General features: G+C 61.7%; 14 protein-coding genes. 5 read left to right on the top strand and 9 right to left on the bottom strand.

The window, feature by feature from the left end:
• Positions 1–173: 173 nt before the first annotated feature.
• The 4 genes from JTF07_RS12080 to JTF07_RS12065 form a co-directional block, all read right to left on the bottom strand.
• Positions 174–1,760, bottom strand: a complete 1,587-nt coding sequence (locus JTF07_RS12080; protein WP_143922997.1) for a 4-hydroxyphenylacetate 3-hydroxylase family protein — start codon at positions 1,758–1,760, stop codon at positions 174–176.
• 138 nt (positions 1,761–1,898) lie between these two features.
• Positions 1,899–2,480, bottom strand: coding sequence for a flavin reductase family protein (locus JTF07_RS12075; protein ID WP_204234510.1), 582 nt, complete (start codon positions 2,478–2,480; stop codon positions 1,899–1,901).
• Between the two features lie 196 nt (positions 2,481–2,676).
• On the bottom strand, positions 2,677–3,648 hold the full coding sequence (locus JTF07_RS12070; protein ID WP_204234509.1) for an AraC family transcriptional regulator: 972 nt from the start codon (positions 3,646–3,648) through the stop codon (positions 2,677–2,679).
• Positions 3,649–3,899: 251 nt separating this feature from the next.
• The gene (locus JTF07_RS12065) at positions 3,900–5,255 is read right to left on the bottom strand and encodes a GntP family permease (RefSeq protein WP_204234508.1); all 1,356 of its coding nucleotides are present in this window, start codon (positions 5,253–5,255) and stop codon (positions 3,900–3,902) included.
• A gap of 265 nt (positions 5,256–5,520) precedes the next feature.
• On the opposite strand from JTF07_RS12065, the gene JTF07_RS12060 reads away from it, so the two are divergent.
• Positions 5,521–6,261: a DUF1345 domain-containing protein gene (locus JTF07_RS12060; RefSeq protein ID WP_204234507.1), complete on the top strand. Its 741-nt coding sequence runs from the start codon at positions 5,521–5,523 to the stop codon at positions 6,259–6,261.
• On the opposite strand, the gene JTF07_RS12055 is transcribed toward JTF07_RS12060, so the two are convergent.
• Positions 6,251–6,982: a sulfite exporter TauE/SafE family protein gene (locus tag JTF07_RS12055; RefSeq protein ID WP_204234506.1), complete on the bottom strand. Its 732-nt coding sequence runs from the start codon at positions 6,980–6,982 to the stop codon at positions 6,251–6,253. The genes JTF07_RS12060 and JTF07_RS12055 overlap by 11 nt on opposite strands.
• Positions 6,983–7,285: 303 nt before the next feature.
• Between JTF07_RS12055 and JTF07_RS12050 the strand changes: the two genes are divergently transcribed.
• Both JTF07_RS12050 and JTF07_RS12045 read left to right on the top strand, forming a co-directional pair.
• On the top strand, positions 7,286–8,638 hold the full coding sequence (locus JTF07_RS12050; RefSeq protein ID WP_204234505.1) for an Nramp family divalent metal transporter: 1,353 nt from the start codon (positions 7,286–7,288) through the stop codon (positions 8,636–8,638).
• A 63-nt stretch (positions 8,639–8,701) separates the two neighbouring features.
• On the top strand, positions 8,702–9,871 hold the full coding sequence (locus tag JTF07_RS12045) for a sialidase family protein (RefSeq protein WP_204234504.1): 1,170 nt from the start codon (positions 8,702–8,704) through the stop codon (positions 9,869–9,871).
• 31 nt (positions 9,872–9,902) lie between these two features.
• Here JTF07_RS12045 and JTF07_RS12040 read toward each other — a convergent pair whose 3' ends face one another.
• Both JTF07_RS12040 and pdxA read right to left on the bottom strand, forming a co-directional pair.
• Entirely contained in the window at positions 9,903–10,685 is a 783-nt protein-coding gene (locus JTF07_RS12040) for a DeoR/GlpR family DNA-binding transcription regulator (RefSeq protein WP_204234503.1), read from the bottom strand.
• Between the two features lie 170 nt (positions 10,686–10,855).
• Positions 10,856–13,147, bottom strand: coding sequence for a 4-hydroxythreonine-4-phosphate dehydrogenase PdxA (pdxA, locus tag JTF07_RS12035; RefSeq protein ID WP_204234502.1), 2,292 nt, complete (start codon positions 13,145–13,147; stop codon positions 10,856–10,858).
• Positions 13,148–13,286: 139 nt separating this feature from the next.
• On the opposite strand from pdxA, the gene JTF07_RS12030 reads away from it, so the two are divergent.
• Positions 13,287–14,267: an aldo/keto reductase gene (locus JTF07_RS12030; RefSeq protein ID WP_204234501.1), complete on the top strand. Its 981-nt coding sequence runs from the start codon at positions 13,287–13,289 to the stop codon at positions 14,265–14,267.
• Positions 14,268–14,299: 32 nt separating this feature from the next.
• A complete protein-coding gene (locus JTF07_RS12025) occupies positions 14,300–15,193 on the top strand; it encodes a dihydrodipicolinate synthase family protein (protein WP_204234500.1) in 894 nt (297 codons plus the stop codon).
• A gap of 63 nt (positions 15,194–15,256) precedes the next feature.
• On the opposite strand, the gene JTF07_RS12020 is transcribed toward JTF07_RS12025, so the two are convergent.
• Together JTF07_RS12020 and JTF07_RS12015 are read right to left on the bottom strand one after the other, a co-directional pair.
• Positions 15,257–16,201, bottom strand: coding sequence for a phosphoglycerate dehydrogenase (locus tag JTF07_RS12020; protein ID WP_204234499.1), 945 nt, complete (start codon positions 16,199–16,201; stop codon positions 15,257–15,259).
• Positions 16,201–17,688, bottom strand: coding sequence for an Nramp family divalent metal transporter (locus JTF07_RS12015; protein WP_204234498.1), 1,488 nt, complete (start codon positions 17,686–17,688; stop codon positions 16,201–16,203). The genes JTF07_RS12020 and JTF07_RS12015 overlap by 1 nt, the downstream gene beginning before the upstream one ends.
• Between the last annotated feature and the right edge of the window lie 86 nt (positions 17,689–17,774).

The raw sequence follows: 17,774 nt of genomic DNA, 5'->3' as shown, positions 1-17,774 counted from the left end.
AACTGGAGTCCACCAACCGTGGTGTTGATGATCCTGACGCACCCCAAGCGGTGAGGCGACACCTGGCTCCCGGCGGATGCAAAGCCTTGCAGCCGGGCACGGATGAGCGTGCCCGGCAACAAGGAATAGCTGTTTCGTCTGGCTACGATGCCAGAAGCAGCCACGGTCAGTGTCTAGCGGTTGCCCCGCATGTAGGCGTTGACGTCATCGCTGTTGAACAAGTCCGGGACCGTCCAGCCGTCGAGGTTGTACTCGCCCATGCACTGTTCGACCATGCCGTTCATCGAGTCCACGGTGCCGTTGTTCATGGCATTCATGAGCATCTCCACGCGCACATTCTCATGGTTGCCGGAATAGTTGCGTTCGTAGAGTTCGTGACGGCCGCCGAACTCGGAGCCGATGGCGTCCCAGAGCAGCTTCATCAGTTTGACGCGGTCCACGGCCTGCACGCCGTTGGATCCGCGCACATATTTGTCGAGGTATGGTCGGATCTCGGCGTTCTTGAAGTCCTGTGCGCCGGAGGGCAGATAGATGAGGCCAGAGGCGACATCCTGCTCGATGATCTCCTTGATTCGTGAGTAGCCCTGGGCCATGAACATGCGGTAAGCCATGCCGTAGTCCATCTTCGGCAGCACGGATCCGTTCGGCCCCTCGTCGGGGTTGAGCATCATGGCATCAGCGAGTGCCCAGAACATATTGCGCCAGCCGATGACCTCTCCGGCCCGAGCCTGGACTCCGCGGAAGTCCTGAGTACCGGCAATCTCCAGAGCCTTGAGCAGCAATCCCGCGATGAAGTCCAGTTTCACAGCCAAGCGGATGCAGCCTTGGTAGGTGAAGCGCTGGATGAACCCGGTCTTGGGCATGAACCCATTGATCTGGTCCGGATCACCATAGGCGAAGATGTTCTCCCATGGCACGAGCACCTTGTCGAAGATGAACACCGCGTCGTTCTCGTCCATGCGCGACGACAGCGGGTAGTCATAGGGAGTGCCCGTCACGGCTGCGTTCTGTGCGTAGGAGGTTCGCGAGATCAGCTTGATGCCGGGAGCATCCATCGGGACAGTGCAGATCAGAGCGTATTCGGGACGCTTGATCGGCAGTCCGTAGTGGGAGATGAAATTGTAGTTGGTGATGGCGGACCCTGTGGCCACCACCTTTGCTCCGGAAACGATGACGCCGTTGTCGGTCTCCTTCTCCACCTTCATGAAGACGTCTTTGACGTCGTCCGGGGGCAGGTGACGGTCCACAGGAGGGTTGATGATGGCGTGATTCCAATACAGGACCTTCTCCTGTGACTCCTTGTACCAACGCTGCGCGTTCTCCTGGTAGGGCGAATAGAACTCGGGCATCGAGCCCAGAGTCCCCAGGAAGGCGGCCTTGTAGTCAGGGGAGCGGCCGAGCCAGCCGTAGGACATACGAGCCCAGGTCTCGATCGCGGTCCGGCTGTCTTTGAGGTCGTCCACGGACTTCGGGATCTTGAAGAAGGGGTGGGTCTTACCACCGCTGCCGGTGTCGGTGTCGACTAGCAGCTTGTCGGCCGTCGCTTCATCGTGGAAACCGTCATAGAGCCGTGCCACCATGCGTACGGAGTTGCGGAATGCGGGGTGCGTGGTGACATCTTCGACGCGTTCTCCATGCAGATAGATCTCTCGACCGTCGCGGAGGGAATCAATGTATTCGTCGCCTGTCATCGGCAGCTTCGGATTGGCCGGGGTGGTCCTTTCGGACATTGTGTTCTGCTGGTTCTCTTCAGTGGTCATGACGACCGTCCTTTCATTGATGTGCCGAACTGCTGCTGAGAAAGCAGCACGACGGGTGCATTCTTCGGTGGTTGTGCGCTGGGAGCCGGAAGCCCCGTGGTTGTGGCGTTCAGATGTTTCGTTCCGCAGTAGATCAGCTCAGACGGCGTTGAACGTGGAAGATCCCTCGAACCAGCCGTGGGCGATCGAATCGCCCGATGCTTCCCAGGGAGTGCCGCCGTGCAGAGTGCCGGCATGATGGAACTTGCCTGAGATGAAGAGCAGCGGATCGATGTCATTGATCTCCAGATCAATGACTTCGCCGATGACGATCAAATGGTCGCCGCCGTCGTAGATCTGCCAGGGGCGACATTCGATGGTTGCCGCATTGCCTTCAAGGACAGGGATCTCGCCTTCGCAACGCCACTTCACCGGGGTCTTCGAGGGCTTTCCTGCGAAGTTCATGCAGGTGCTCAGCTGATCTTCGGACATGATATTGATGGCGAATGGCCGGTCCTCGAGATACTCGGATGCCTTGTTGCCGCGGATCAGTGTCACCTGGGCCAATGGCGGGTCGAGTGAGACGGCGGTGAAGGCATTGACCGTAGCGCCGTGCGGTGCGCCGTCGGGCGCCTGGCAGGTCACCACAGTCACACCGGTGGCGAACTTTCCGAACGCACGGCGAAGATCCTTGGGATTGATCGTCTGCCTCGGCGATTCTGTTGCGATGGTCTTAGTCATCGAATGAGTCCTCTCCCTGGAGCAGCTTTCGGAGATTGGCCGGAGTTGCTGTCTCTTGACAGTGTTGTGGGACACATTCGCGATGTGAAGAGTTCGTCCCGGCTGGGACATCGCCTGTCCCGCTCAGACCAAAGCGATAACTCAGAACAATGGATTGAGATGCTGGGGAGTATGGATCTATGCTCTGGAAGTCCTTCTAGAACTCGGTTGCGCGTTGCCGCTCCAGCGGAGTCAACCCGGTGCGAGCTTTGAAGACACGGGAAAAATGCGAGGGAGAGGCGAACCCGCACCGACGTGCGATTTCGGCGACCGTGGTGTGAGGTTCCGAAGCCAGGATTGTCTCCGCGATCTGCAATCGATAGTTCTGCAGGTGGTCGGCAAAGGTCTCGTCCTGTGCAGCGAAGATGCGCGAAAGCTGACGCTCGCTGACTCCGATGGCCGCAGCGACCTTCGCACGATTGAGCGCGCCGTCGCCGAAATGGCGCTCGATCTCCTGCAAGGCATGTCGATACCTGGCCTCCCGGCCGGAATCCACCATGGGCGAGAGCATTCGTTCGACCAGTTCGAAGGTCTCCTGCTCCACTCGATACAGATCGTCGGGGGAACGCCGCAGTGCGGAGTCAATCACCGAGACCAGGTCTGTGGCGCTGGGGTTGGGGAATCGTCTGCGCAGATCCGACCCGAACTCAAACACCAGCGGTTCGTTGAGATCTCTTCCGCCTGACAGGTGGGCGAAGTCTTCTCGCGGGATGGTGAGCACCAGCTCGTAGAGGCCGTGTGAGAAACCGCGGACGAATGGCCGGTCCGCGTCGTAGACGACAGCCTGGCCAGGTTTGAGGAGAATCGTCCCCTTGGAATGGTAGAAAAACGCATCACCGCTCATTGCGAAGAATATGGCGATGTCACCGGTGGGATGAGCGGCAATCATTCGTGCGGAACGCTCGACGATCTGGGATGAGCCCTTGACTCCGGCAAACCGGAGCGCAGGGAAGTGGAGGTTGATCTCCTCTGCCATCAGGGGAGTGTCCTCCAAGGTGCGAATGTCTAGGCCGATGAGCGCCTTGGCATTATGTGCTTCCCAATATTCGATTCGATTCTTGGAAGGGATTTGGGCGGTCGAGAACCGCAGCGGGTCCGGGGTGGAATGAGGCGTCGGTGGTTCAGCCATGGAGTAGCTCCTCCCAGTCTCCGGTGCGAAGCGCAGGATCTTTGGGTGTGGGCCCCGGCGGCGATCGCAACATCGTTGTTGTCAGCCCATGGTAGCTTCTCGGCGACGATCTCTGATTGTTGCCTGCGGTCTCTGGGACAGCACCGAGATCGAGAGCCAATCCAATCCCGCCTCCTCCGGAAGAGCTGCGAACCGCTGGCTCCGAAATCGGTTCAGCTGGGCTGATGAAGCCCTTCACGATCGAGTCAGTGTCAGAAGAACGGTGTGAGCAGGCAGACGATGATGAGCGAGATGACAGAGGCGAGGGCCGTGACAAAGGTCAGCGCCTTCAGTGCACCCTTGGTCGTCACCTGCATCATCGTCTGGAACATCCAGAAGAAATTGCTGTTGACCTGCAGCGCGAACAGAGCACCCGAGCCGATGGCGAGACCGATGATGATCGGTGAGACATCGAGCTGACCGAGGATAGGTCCGATGATGCCGGCAGCTGCGATCGCCGCGACAGAGATGGAACCGATCGCGAGGTGCAGAACAGCGGCGATGAGCCACGCGATGAGGACGCTGACGATGACGGGAGCGGCCGAATTCGCTGTGAAGAGACCGCCGAGAACGTCTGCCAGGTTCGTAGCGCTGATGACCTCGCCAAGAGACCCACCGACACCTGTGATGAGCAGAATCTGCCCAGTGGTGCTGAAGCCTTCTTCCATCGACGAATTCGTCTTCTCCCGACCGTTGAAGATCTGCGAGAGCACATACGCGATGACGAGCCCCAAGAACAGGGCGAAGACTGGATCGCCGAGGAAATCGGTGACGGAATTCGCGGCGTTGAAGGCGGCGAGAATTGCTCCGGTGGCAATGAGGATCAGAGGCACGTAGACCGGGCTGAGTGCCACAGCCAAATGCGGCTGACGAGTTCGAACGGTGGTGGTTCCACCAGCCTCGGACGAATCGTCCTGTTCTGCGTCGGGTACGATTCCGGTCTCATCTGTCGCGGGATTCCACAACCCGCGATTGACGAGGAACGAATAGACGAACACCGTCAGCAGGACCGTAGCCACACCGACGGCGAGTCCGATGCCGAGCATCTGTGCTAGAGGAATGTTCAGGAGTCCTGCGATCGAAATCGTGCCGAGACCAGGGACCACAAACACGTATCCGACGAGGATGCCGGCAGTGACCGAGCCGGCCATGATGCCCAAACCCCGACGTCCGAGCGCGGGTGCAGCATTCCGAGCCAATGGCGATGCGAGCACAAGCTGTACGTCGACGTAGATCGAAGGAAAGACCGCGGTGAGTGCTGCTGCCAGTGCGTAGGGCAGCTTCCGCGGTCCCAGGAGTCGGAGGAGCAGTTCGACGAATCTTTGCAATGCCCCCATAGTGAAGAGCAATGCCCCGATGAGCACCCCGAAGCCGATGAGCAGACCTACCTCGGCCATGATCGAGCCGAATCCTTCGACTATCGTCGTCAGTGTCTTTTCCAAGCCGAGACCAGCGGCGATTCCGTAGTACATGGCACCGATGACCAGCGAGATCACTGGATCGACCTTCAGCAGGATGATGAGCAGGACGATCGCGAGAATTGCGATGATTGCGTGGAGAATGACCAATGGCTGCTCCTCGTCGAGCTGAGATAGGTTATTAGATCATTTAATCACTTTGCCGATATATGCGGTAGTGCGTGCCCCACATGTGTTGCACAGAAGACGAACTCCACGGTCAATGGTCCCATTGAACCTGCACCACCGGGGACCGACGATCTGTGTCGAAGAATGACTGATACGTCGACATAGATCGTCCACTGCGTCAGCAGCGTGGGCTCGGTTAAGCTGATGATGAGCCCATCAGCCACAATCGAAGCGGAACCGTCCTGTCATGAGGCCCACGCACAGCCAAGTCATCACGATCTCCGATGACACGCGCGCGAACGTGGCCATGGTGCCGGCACTCGTCGTCGGACTTGTCTTGGTCTTGGGGTTCGACTTCAGCCCGCTCGGGCCTGAAGCCTCGCAGTTGGGTGAGCTCTTCGCGAAGCTCATCGCGCTCTTCCTCGTTGCCTGGCCGGTGTTCGCCCTCGTCTACCTGCTGTGGACCCACGCGGGGCTGAACGAATTGAGCGAGACCGAGCTCATGGTCCACTCTCGATGGGCGCTCGCGCGAAGGCGAACATTCTGGGCACGATATCTAGGCACGGGAGGGGCAGTGTCGTGGGCTGCCATCGCTGCGTATGTCGCGATCATCCTCAACGTCTACCTCGTCACCATGGGGTCCGAAACCAACATCGGACTCGCAGTCACCCTCGGCCTGGCAAATGTCGTCGCCTCGTGGTCGGTCATGGTGTATTCGTTCGCTCTCGAATTCATGCGACTCGACCTCGGCGGCGGTGGAAGCCCCGGTGCCAGACAACTCGAATTCGACATGCCGGAGGAGAGGGTCTTCAGCGACTACCTCACGTTCGCGGTGCTGTCCTCGACGATGACGGCAGCTCTGCCGGGCAGAGCCGTGACTCGCGCAGGATGGAGACTGGTCCGCACGAACGTCATCGTCGCCTTCGGCTTCAACTCGGTCGTCGTTGCGACATTGGTGTCGATGTTTCTGTCATACCTCAAGCTCTGAGCAGGGGAGCCGCAACCTCGCCGATGACCAGGATCGCCCCAAGGATCGATGCGCTGACAGCCACACGATAGAGAACTGTCTTGTTCGCTCGTCGGATCACCAGGTTCGACAGCCACAATCCTGCAAGCATGAATGGCAGCAGAGTGGCCGCCGCGACCAGGTGTTCACTTCGGACCTCGCCTCCGATCGTCAGACCGGTCAGGGACAGGATGCTGCCGATGGTGAAGTAGGCGCTCATAGTGGACCGCATCGATGATGGATCCAGAGAGCGCAGAACCAGGGCGATGGGCGGGCCGCCGATGCTTGTCGACGTGCCGAAGATGCCAGAGACGCTGCTGGCGAAGAACATGTTGCGGTTGCTGGCAGCCGGCGACCAGCCCACCAGGCTGAAACCGACTCCGGCCAGGACTGTGACCGCTAGGAGCAGGGACAGCCCTTGATCCGGCAGCAGCACCACTGCAGTCGTGCCGATGACGATTCCCGGCAATCGGCCGAGCGCGCCCCAGCCGACGAGCTTCCAGTCGACGTCGGCACGTTCGCGGATGAAGGCGGTGAACGACGTGAGAGTGGCGAGCAGAAGCAGTGCGGCAGGAAGCAGGTTCGGTTCGAGCAGTACGAGCACCGGGGCCGTGATCATACCCAGACCGAACCCGACGGAGCCCTGCACGCAGGAAGACCCCAGCACCACTGCTCCGATGATGAGGTAGTGGATCAACTCCATCGGGACTCTGCTCCTTCGCATTGCGTCGTCGAGACGGGGCGAACGCCGCGAACTCAACTGCGGAATCAACCTCGAGCTCTGATCAAGCCAACAGTCTTCCACCACTGTGCGCAAAATGAGCCAAACGTCCGGTATCTGGACTAATTGTTGCGCGAAACACGCAACCATGGTCTACTCTCTACGTAGACCGCGCAGATTGTTTGCTGCATCGCTACGCTGTGTCAGCGACCCTGAGACCGCGGTCACCAGCCAAACAATCGTCTACACACTGGAGTGCACGCCATGGCCACGGACGTCCATAGCATGAACGGCAGTTCCGGCTCACCGAAGCCGAATCAGCTTCCTCTGCCACGCGGCCTCGGGCTCGTCACATCGGTGGGGCCGGGCCTCGTGCTGGCAATGTCCTTCCTCGGCACAGGCGACCTCGTCAGTTCCTCGGTCTCAGGTGCATCGTACGGATATGCGCTGTTGTGGACTCTGGTGCTGTCCTTGATCGCTCGCACCTTCATCATCTCCTCCATCGCCAAGTACACGCTGATGAATAGGCACGGAGATACGCAGATCCTCGACGGGTTCGCCCGGCTGGCCCCCGTGCTTCCGGGGATCATGGCCGCTGTCGTCATCGTTGCCGGTTTCATCACCCAGGCCACCTTCGTTCTCGCGGCGTCCACCGGACTGCATGAGCTCACCGGCGGCCAATGGGGTGGAGGCTGGGGCCGCTTCTTCTGCGCGATCATCATCGTAGCGCTGACCTTGTCACTGGTGATGTTGCGCAAGCAGTTCGTCGTCCTCGAGTACTTCGCGCGCTTCGCCTCGGTCGCGATGATCGTTGCGTTCATCTATGCACTGATCAAGATCGGTACCTTCGACATCGGGGGCTTCATGCAGGGACTCGCATTCGAGATCCCAGAGGAGCAGAACACCTCCGCCTTCGCCCCCATCGTCATCGCTTCGGCCACCATCGGCACGATTGCCGGCAACATGCCGAACCTGCTGTATTCCGGCTTCATGCGAGACAAAGGCTGGGTCGGACCGAAATATCGTCGCCTTCAGCAGTTCGACCTCATCGCTGGAATGGCACCTCTGCTCGTCATCAACCTTCTGTTCTGGATCGTCGCCGCGGAGTTCAGCGCCGCACATCCAGGATTCTCGATCGCTGATGAGTTCGATCTCTCACACATGCTCTCCGTTGCGGTGGGGCCGGCGGGTCCCTTCCTGCTGTGGATGTGCATCTTCTTCGCCGCGATGACGAGCTTCCCACCGCAGTCTCGAGGGTTCGCGCAGCTCGCGATCAACGGCATCAACCATTCCGTGCCCTCGATGCGGAAGTTCCTCGGCCGAGATGAGGAGAACCCTGCGTTCCGGTGGATTCAGGCGATCGTCTTCATCATCGTCCCCTTGATCTCGACCATTCCGGGCGCACCGGATCTCATCTCACTCAACATCGTCGGCACCGCGATCTCGACGGTGCTCAGCCTGCCGATCATCGTCGTCTGCATTCTGCTCCTGACATCGCGGAAGAAGCACATGCACAGCTACGCGGTGAACCCGAAGTGGCAGACGGCGCTGCTGGCGCTTCTCGGTGTCATTGCGATCATCATCGGATTTCAGATTGCGATGCAGATTCCGTCGATGTTTGACACCGCCTTCGGATGACCTGCACCGGATGATCCGCACCGGATGCGACACTGACCGGACCACACAGCAAAGGAGTCACGCATGAATCTGCTCGCGAACGAGAGGCTTGAACACGTATCCGAGCCGCCCGCCGACGGCAGACTCCGATACTTCGACGATTCGGGCAATGCCGCGGCAGTCATCCCGACCGATCGCCGTTCCAACCACGCTCCGTCGGTTCTGGCGCTGCGTGACGGAACCCTGCTCGCGGCCTGGTTCGGCGGCAGCGACGAGGGCAACAAGGACATCGACGTGCTCGTTTCCCGATTCGACTCGACCACTGCCACGTGGTCTGCTTCTGCGGCTGTCACACACGACGAGATCCGTTCAGACCAGAATCCAGGTCTGTTCGAGGCCCCCGACGGTCAGATCTGGCTTGTCTACACCTCTCAGCTGTCGCGGCAGTCAGGTGTGCCTGAGACCTTCAATCTGCAGCACACCTCGGTGGTGAAGGTGGTTCGCTCCGCTGATGGTGGCAAGAACTGGTCTCAGCCGAAGACGCTGTTCGACAGGCAAGGAACATTCTGCCGCCAACCGATCCAGGTCCTCAGCGACGGCAGATGGGTTCATCCCCAGTGGCTGTGCTTCGATGACGATTCGAAGAACGGTTCGGACCAGCCGGTGCTTCAGATCTCCGAGGACAAGGGCGGTACCTGGCGCCAGATCGAATTCCCTGACGCGAGCGGCAGGGTCCATCCCAATGTCGTCGAGCTTGAGCCCGGGCGCCTGGTGTGTCTGTTCCGCTCGCGCTTCGCCGACTGGGTCTACATCAGCAGATCCGAAGACGGAGGCGAGACCTGGACCGTTCCAGAGGCAACCGATGTGCCGAATAACAACGCCGGACTCAGTGCATTCCTTCTGCCGTCCGGAATGTTGGCTCTGGTCTCGAACGAGCACCAGGTCACTTACGAGCCCGCCGAGGTGGTGTGGCCCTATGAGCGGATGAGAATGGTCATCGCCGTCTCCAACGACGAAGGCCGCACCTGGCCGGTGCGTCGGGTCATCGAGCCCGGCGACGGATTCGCAGGCTCGGGCAATCTGCGCAGCAACCGCCGGCAGGAGTACCCGCACGGAATCGTCGACTCCGATGGGCTCATCCACGTCGTCTACGCCTACGGCTCACGTCGAGCAGTCAGGCACGTCGTCTTCGCCGAGGACTGGATCTCAGGAGTCGAGGACCAAGTCCATACCGACTGCAAACTCTGGGGTTGACTCCGTCGGGGGCGTCAGGGAACGCGTCCTTCTAGTCGTGAGCCTTGCCCATGTCGTCGACGGTGACCACGCGGATGCCGCGGGATTCGAATGCCGTGATCTGCTCAGCTTCAGCTGCCTCATCGGTCACGAGCGTCCACCCATTGCCCAGGTCTGCCCAGGCGTGGAAGGGGCGTTGGCCCAGTTTGGCTGAGTGAGCGACGACGAAGACGTGGGTGGCACGTCGGCTCATGAACTCTTTGAGTCGCACCTGCTCTGCAGTGGCTTCGCAAACGCCGTCTTCGGCGGTGACGGCATCGGCGCCGAGAAAGGCGAAGTCGAAGGTGAACTTCTCCAGCCCGACTTCGGTGATCGGACCGATGAAGCCCTGGCTGATCGAACGGTACCGGCCGCCGAGGAGGGTGAATTCGATCCCCTCCGCGCCCGTCATCTGCTGCAGAGAGGTAAGCCCTGTGGACACGACCGAAAGCGGAGTCGTCTCGCGCAGTGCACGTGCGATCTGCGCAGTCGTGCTGCCCGCGTCGAGGAGGACATGTGACCCCGCCGGTACCTGCTGCGCACACCACGCACCAAGCGCCCGTTTGATTTCAGGAGCCTCGTGGGAGCGTTCATCCAGTGTGCTCTCCGCCTCCGCAGGGACGGCGATGACACCGCCGTAGGTGCGTGCGAGGTCCCCTGAGTCGGTGAGTCGCGCGAGGTCACGCCGGATCGTCGAGGCGGTGACACCGAGCGTCTCCGAGAGCGTCTCGACACTCATCTCGCCCTGCGCCCGAACCCGCTGGATGATCTCCTCGCGCCTATCGCCTGCGTTCATCACTCTCCGATGTCTGCTGTCGGTGGTCGAAACCCGCCGCCCGCCGATGGGCGGCTCTTAGCCGTGCGGCCACTGTATCGCGGTTGACCACGGCTGGCTGAATCCCTGGCCGGTGGTCTGGGGTTGCCCCAGCGATCACGAGGGCGCTGGAATCGTGGTGTCGGACTGGTTCAGACGGTCGCCAGCGTTGCGGCCTGTCGCATGGCTTCACTCATGCTTTCAGTGTCGACCGTGCCGGTGCCGGCGATGTCGAACGCCGTTCCGTGGTCGACGGAGGTGCGGATCACGGGAAGTCCGACAGTGATGTTGACCCCGGCGTCGATGCCGAGCACCTTGATCGGCCCATGTCCCTGATCGTGGTACATCGCGACGATGAGGTCGTAGTCGCCGCGTCCTGCGAGGAAGAAGGCGGTGTCGGCAGAGAGGGGACCGACAGCGTCGATTCCGTCACCTTGGAGTGCGGTGATGGCGGGAGTGATCTTCTCCGCCTCTTCCCCGTAGCCGAAGAGCCCGTTCTCTCCGGCATGCGGATTGATCGCGCAGACACCGATATGGGGCCGCTCGATTCCTGCTCTGATGAGTGCGTCATTCCCGCGACGGACCGTGCGCTCAACGAGGCCGGGCTCGATTGTGGCCACGGCATCGATGAGACCGATGTGGGTCGTCACGTGGATGACTCGCAGCTTGGGTGAGGAGAGCATCATCGAGACCTCCTCGGTTCCGGTCAGAGCGGCCAGCATCTCGGTGTGCCCGGGGTACTGGTGGCCGGCGGAGTGCAGTGCTTCCTTGTTCAGCGGCGCCGTGCAGATTGCCTGGACCTCGCCGGCCATGGCCAACTGCGAGGCCCGCTCGATGTAGCGGAATGCGGCGTCGCCGGCAGTGTCGGACAACTTCCCCCACTCCAGATCAGAAGGCAGCAGGCCGAGGTCGATGACGTCGATGACGCCTGGAGAGTCCTCGGCTGCAGCCGGGGAGTCGATGACGCGGATCGACGCACTGACGCCGAGGATCTCGGCGGCCTGTTCGAGCCGAGCCGCATCACCGATGACGACGGGCCGAGCGACCTCGAGCACTGTGGGGTCGAGGCAGGCGGCGACGCAGATCTCTGGACCGACTCCGGCTCCGTCGCCCATGGTCACTGCGACTGTGGGACGCGATGTCATTCGTTCTCCTTCGTGGTTTGCGACGGTATTCGCGGTGATCGGGGTGGGCGCTGTCCCGTGGGTCAGCGCTTCGTGGATGCGAGTGAGGGAATCCTCGTCTCCCTGGCCGCCGGGTCGCGTGACGACACGACCGAGCTCACTGTGTTCACCGGGCCTCGCCGAGGTGGTCCCCACCTGAGAGAGGACCGCGCCCGGGTGGATCTCGCGCATCGTGACGACTTCTCCGACACCGAGGCGGTCGAGCACTGCTCGCGCAGTCTCGCCTCCTGTGGCGGCCAGGTGGACAGGACCGATGTCTGTGAGCGAGCGTGCGACGAGTTCGGCCAGGAGGCCTGGAAGCGGGCGAGGATCGACCGAGTCTCCGGTGTCCGTGAGCCGGATGACGAGGTTGCCGCATGTCAGTCGATTTCGGATCTCAGATGCGGTGACGTGCAGGTCATCGGGGTTGTCGTTCCAGGCCGAGACTTCGGTGGCAGGGATGTCGAGGACGCCGACTTGGGCGTGTGCCTGCAGGTGCGCCACCTGACCATCGATGCGATCTGCTGCCGTACCGAGAACGAAGAGGACTGGAGCGCTCAAGGCTGTCGGTGGTTCGACGAGCGGCGCAGAGCGTCTGAGGGGTCGACCGTCGGCGATCGCACGAACCAATGCTGCTGATCCGACGACGGTGGCACCGGTGGATGCGGCGAGGGCGATGACCTGCCCGATGTCGTCCATGGTTTCGGCGTCGGCGGTGATGAGGCGCTCTGACCGGAATCGTGCTGCCAGTTCGTGCGGGCTGCTCGTGCGAAGCTGGTTGAGTTCGAGGAGAGTCGGTGCTTCGGGGCAGAGGTCATTGAGGCTGTCCGGGCCCGAACGGTCTTCAATGTTCCAAGCACGTGTATCGGCAAGCCGTTTACCGTCGATGTAGGGGACGCCGCCGATGACGGTGCGGTTGTGTTGGGGGAGTGCCGGAGCGAAGATCACCGGTCCGTTCGTGCTCTCCAGAGCCGCAGTCAGATGTGCTCTGACGTTTCCACGCAGCAGAGAATCGACTTTGATGATGGTGGTCTGATTCTCGGTTCGCAGTGTCTCGAGTGCAGAACGTGTGCGTGAGGCTGCTTCGACCGGTGTGAGATAGCGGCAGTCGAGGTCGAGCGCGACATCCTGCGGAGTCGCCTTTGCGCTCTCGGGCGAGGTCGGCCGTCCACTCCAGTCGGTGAGCAGGATGCGGACTGGAGTTCCGAGGGTGGCTGCCGCTTCCGCTGCTCCGCTGAGGTCATCGGCAAGAATGAGCACGCCGGGGTCGCTTGCAGGCATGGCACTCCTTTGCGTCCGATCTGGCTGGAGTTCCAGATTGCCATGATTGCGCGAAATGCGCAAATCTTTGCACGTTGCACGCAGAAGTGCGATGATTCATTGACATGGATCGCACCATTCACTCGACGAGGAGCACCGTATGACAGCAGACAAGAGCCTCTCCTTGGACGGTGTCCCCGTCCCATTGTCACCGCTGGTTCTAGGCACCATGACCTTCGGAGACACCGTCCCGGAAGCGACCGCGCACGAAGTGATCGAAGCGGCCCTGGCCGCGGGCATCACCGGAATCGACACCGCCAACGGCTATGCGAAGTCGGCCACCGAAGGGCTCATCTCACCACTTGTGAAGAAGCATCGAGACTCCATTGTGCTGGCGACCAAGGCAGGTATGCCCCACGCCGATGCAGGAGACGATTCGCCGCTGTCGGCGGCAGGATTGAGGGCCAGTGTCGAGGGCTCCCTGCGGCGTCTCGACGTCGACTCCATCGACCTCTTCTACCTGCACCAGCCGGACCGGGCTGCAAGTCTCGGGGAAACTATGGGAGCCGTGGCGCAGCTGCATTCTGAGGGCAAGATCAAAGCCCTGGGCATCTCGAACTTCGCCGCATGGCAGGCCGTGGACGTCATCGCTGCTGCGGGTGTCGCCGGTGCCCCACGGCCCGCGATCGCACAGAATGTCTACAGCGTGCTCGCCCGCCAGATCGAAGACGAATGGCTCGAATGCGGTGCTGCGCACGCCATCGCGACGATGGCCTACAACCCGCTCGCCGGTGGGCTTCTGGCCCGGCGTCCGTCCAGTGATGGCACTCCGGACCGCTTCACCGGATCTGTCCTCGCGCAGATGTACTCACAACGCTATCTCTCCGATTCGGTGCTGACGATGGTTGAAGCCTTCGCCGCCGTCTCCGATGAAGCCGGCATCCCTCAACCGGAGCTGGCTCTGAGGTGGGTGGCAGGCGCCAAGGGAATCGACTCTCTTCTGCTGGGTGCCAGCCGTGTCTCGCAGCTGGAAGCGAACATCGCCGCCGCGGCCAAAGGGCCCTTACCAGAAGACGTTCTCACTGCGATCGACGAGGCAACAGTCTCGGTTCGTGGATCGCAGCCCAAATACAACCGCTGAACTCCACTCACATCCTTAAGAAGGGAAGACCCATGTCCTCGATCACAGGCGTTCTCGCCGCAGTAGCCACTCCGTTCGATGACGACGAGAAGCTCGTCGAATCGGCTCTGCGCGCTCACGTGCGCCGTCAGCTCGATGCCGGTATCCACGGCATCTTCGCCCTCGGCACAAACGGAGAATTCTACGCTCAGTCCGCGGCGGAGCGCGCCGAAGCGACTCGACTGGTCATCGATGAGGTGGCCGGTCAGGTTCCCGTCGTCATCGGCGCAGGTGCCGCGACCACTCGAGAGACCATCATCATCGCTCAGGATGCCGCGGCTGCTGGAGCCGATGCGCTCTCCATCATCACCCCGTACTTCGCTGCGGCGTCACAAACGGAGATCACCAATCATTTCCAATCTGTGGCGGAGTCGGTCGATGTCCCGGTCATCGTCTACAACATTCCCGCGCGAACCGGCAATGCTGTAGCGCCCGCAACTCTCGAAAGGCTCGCCGAGGTGGACAACATCACCGGGGTGAAGGACTCGAGCGGGAATTTCGACACGATCCTGCAGTACCTGGAGCGCACAGACCGGGAGAGTTTCGACGTCATCTCCGGCAATGACTCACTCATTCTGTGGACACTCCTCGCCGGCGGCTCCGGGGGCATCAGCGGTATTGCGAACGTCTATCCGAAGACCATGGCGTCGATCTACGATCTCTTCGTCTCCGGGAACTCGGAGGGTGCGCGTGCCGCGCAGGACAGCATTCGTCCGATCCGCAACTGCCTGGCGCTTGGCAACCCCAACACCGTGGTCAAGCACGCAGCCAACGTCCGCGAATTCGGCCTGGGGCCGGCGCGGGCCCCATTCAATGCGCTCTCCGATGCGGCGAAGAAGCAGATCTCAGAGACCGTCACCGCTGATCTGGAGCGCGGACTGGCCTGAGAAGCGGGGATGACGCCAGGGGCTGCACCGATTCGGTGCAGCCCCTGGCGTCATGTCCGGCAGTCAGCGCACTGGGAAGCGCGGCTCCTGGCCTTGCAGCACGCGGACGACGTCTTCGACGGCCCAGGTGCCCATATTGGCGTTGGCGATATCCGAGTAGGCGCCGATATGTGGGGTGGCGATGAGATTCGGTGCCTGCAGCAGCGGATCGTCGACTGGAGGAGGCTCGGCGGCGAACGCATCGAGAGCCGCGAAGGAGAGCCGACCGTCATGCAGTGCCGAGACCAGTGCCGCCTCATCGATCAATCCGCCGCGGGCAGCATTGATCAAGCCAGCTCCTCGCGGCATCGATTCGATGTGCTGAGCCGACAGCAGCGGCTCTTCTCCACCGGGCAGGTGGAGGGTGAGGAAATCTGAGCCCGCCACCACCTCGGCGAGGCTCTGGGGTTGTGCCCCTGCTGCGGCGATGGCTTCGTCGGGAACAAAGGGATCGTACGCCGCGATCTGCAAGCCGAAGCCTCTCGCCCGCTGGGCGACGGCGCGACCGATGCGGCCGAAGCCGAGGATTCCCAGCTGCTTGCCGCTGAGTTCGGTGCCGAAGAAGACATCCCACTTCCCGCTGCGCAGAGACTCTTCGGCCTCACGTATGCGTCGGGCGCCCATGAGCAGGAATCCCATGGTCAGATCGGCGACGGCATCGGCATTGGCGCCTGGGGTATTCACGACCGTCACCCCTGCAGCCGCCGCTGCCTCGAGGTCGATGTTGTCGACCCCGGCCCCGTGTTTGGCGATCACCTTGAGATCGGGGCAGCCGGCGAAGACCTCGGCGTCCATCCGGTCGAGACCCACGAGAACCGCCTCGGCGCCGGCCAGTGCTCTGATGAGCTCTCGACCGGACTTGGGGTGATTCTCGGTCCGGTGCTCAAGGTCGAGGCCCAGGGAATCGGCGCGGTCGCGGGGCGCGACCGAGAACTTTCCGAATGAAGGGGTGAGGACTCTCAGGCGCATCAGGCTCCGATCTCGATCCCGAAGGTCTCGAATATTGAATAGATCCCCAGCAGCCCGATGGCCAGTGAGGCGAAGACGAGCATCACGGTGAAGAAGTTGTTGGACTTGAACTCGGCGGGGACCTCACGGGTGCGAAGGTACCAGACAGCGATGACCACCGCGACGAGGAAGATGCCGCTGGCGACGCCGCCGATCTGCACCATGATCACCGGGGACTGGATGATGAGATAGCTCATCGCCCAGATGATGGGGAAGACGACGGTGAGGACGCGGATGATGCGAGTGCGAGTGCGCAGGTTCGTCCAGTCGAAGGCGCCGAGGATGGAGACAGTGTTCGCCCAGAGCCGGGGAACGCTGGCCGAGGACGCGATGAAGGTGGAGAACAGAACGGCGAAGGCGCCGATCAGGAAGATCCAATGGCCGGTTTCGCCCATCACCGAGGAGTACATCGACGACAGCGTCGTGATCATCTCATTGCCCTCGGGGACGAGGTTCTGGGGGTGGAGGATCGCGGCACCGATGACGTAGAAGGACATGGTGCACACCGTCGAGACGATCCAGGAGACGAGAACGTCGGTGCGCATCACGGAGATCCAGCCATGCGCACGACGCGCACGCTCCGCGGAGCCGTCGTTGGGGCCGGTGTAGCGGGCGTATCCCTTCTCGAGGCACCAGTAGGTGTAAGTGGTCATCTCGTCGGCCCCGACTCCGGTGATGCCGAACATGGCGACCGCAAAGCCGAGCGTGCCCGCGGGGATCGCGAAGGTCAGTCCAGTGATGACGTCCGCCGAGGTGTAGGCGAAGTCGGTGAATGGCAGTGAGAGTGCGAGCCCGACCGTTGAGACGGTGAAGATGATGACGGCCGCGACGGAGAACTTCTCAACGATGCTGTACTTGTTCGTCACCAGCAGGGAGATGACGACGGCGAGGGAGACGACCGTCCAGAAGACGAGCGAGGGTGTGGAGAGAGGCTCGCTGAAGACCGGAAGCATGATCGACAGGGCGGCGACGGCGCCGCCGATGATGCCTCCGCGCTGGAGCACCTTCGCGAAGTCCATGAGAATCCAGAGCAGATTGATCCACCCGGCTCGACCGATGAGGCGAGGGCCGACGTGCCCATAGCCCTCAAGTGCGGGCTTGCCCGAGAGGATCGTCCACTGTGCGATCTCGAGTTGAACCCAGACCTTGACCGCGGTCGAGATGATGACGAGCCAGAGGAGGACGAAGCCAGCCTTGGCGCCCAAAGCCGTCGTGGTGATGAGCTCACCGGAGCCGATGACCGCTGCTGAGATGACCAGACCGGGGCCAAGGTACTTGAGCTTTCCCGCGAACGTGGTGGGCGGCTCAAGCACGTCTGCCGGATCGAGATGATACGGGTCGACGTTGGGCGTGACGGCTGCGGAGACATGTGGTGAGGCTGCGGCTGAGCCGCCGTCAGCGGAAGCTCCGTAGGTGGAGTCTCCGTCTGTGGTGTGATTCGTCGTCATTGTCGGCTTCCTTGCACGATGTCCGGTCTGGATTTCAGTGTCGAGGTCGCTGGCATACCGCGTTCGCGAATGTGCAGCGCAAGCAA

Source organism: Brevibacterium sp. RIT 803, from assembly GCF_016892625.1.
Lineage (GTDB): Bacteria > Actinomycetota > Actinomycetes > Actinomycetales > Brevibacteriaceae > Brevibacterium.
The sequence above is the reverse complement of the archived record's forward strand: the minus strand, read 5'-3'. Positions and strand labels throughout refer to the sequence as shown.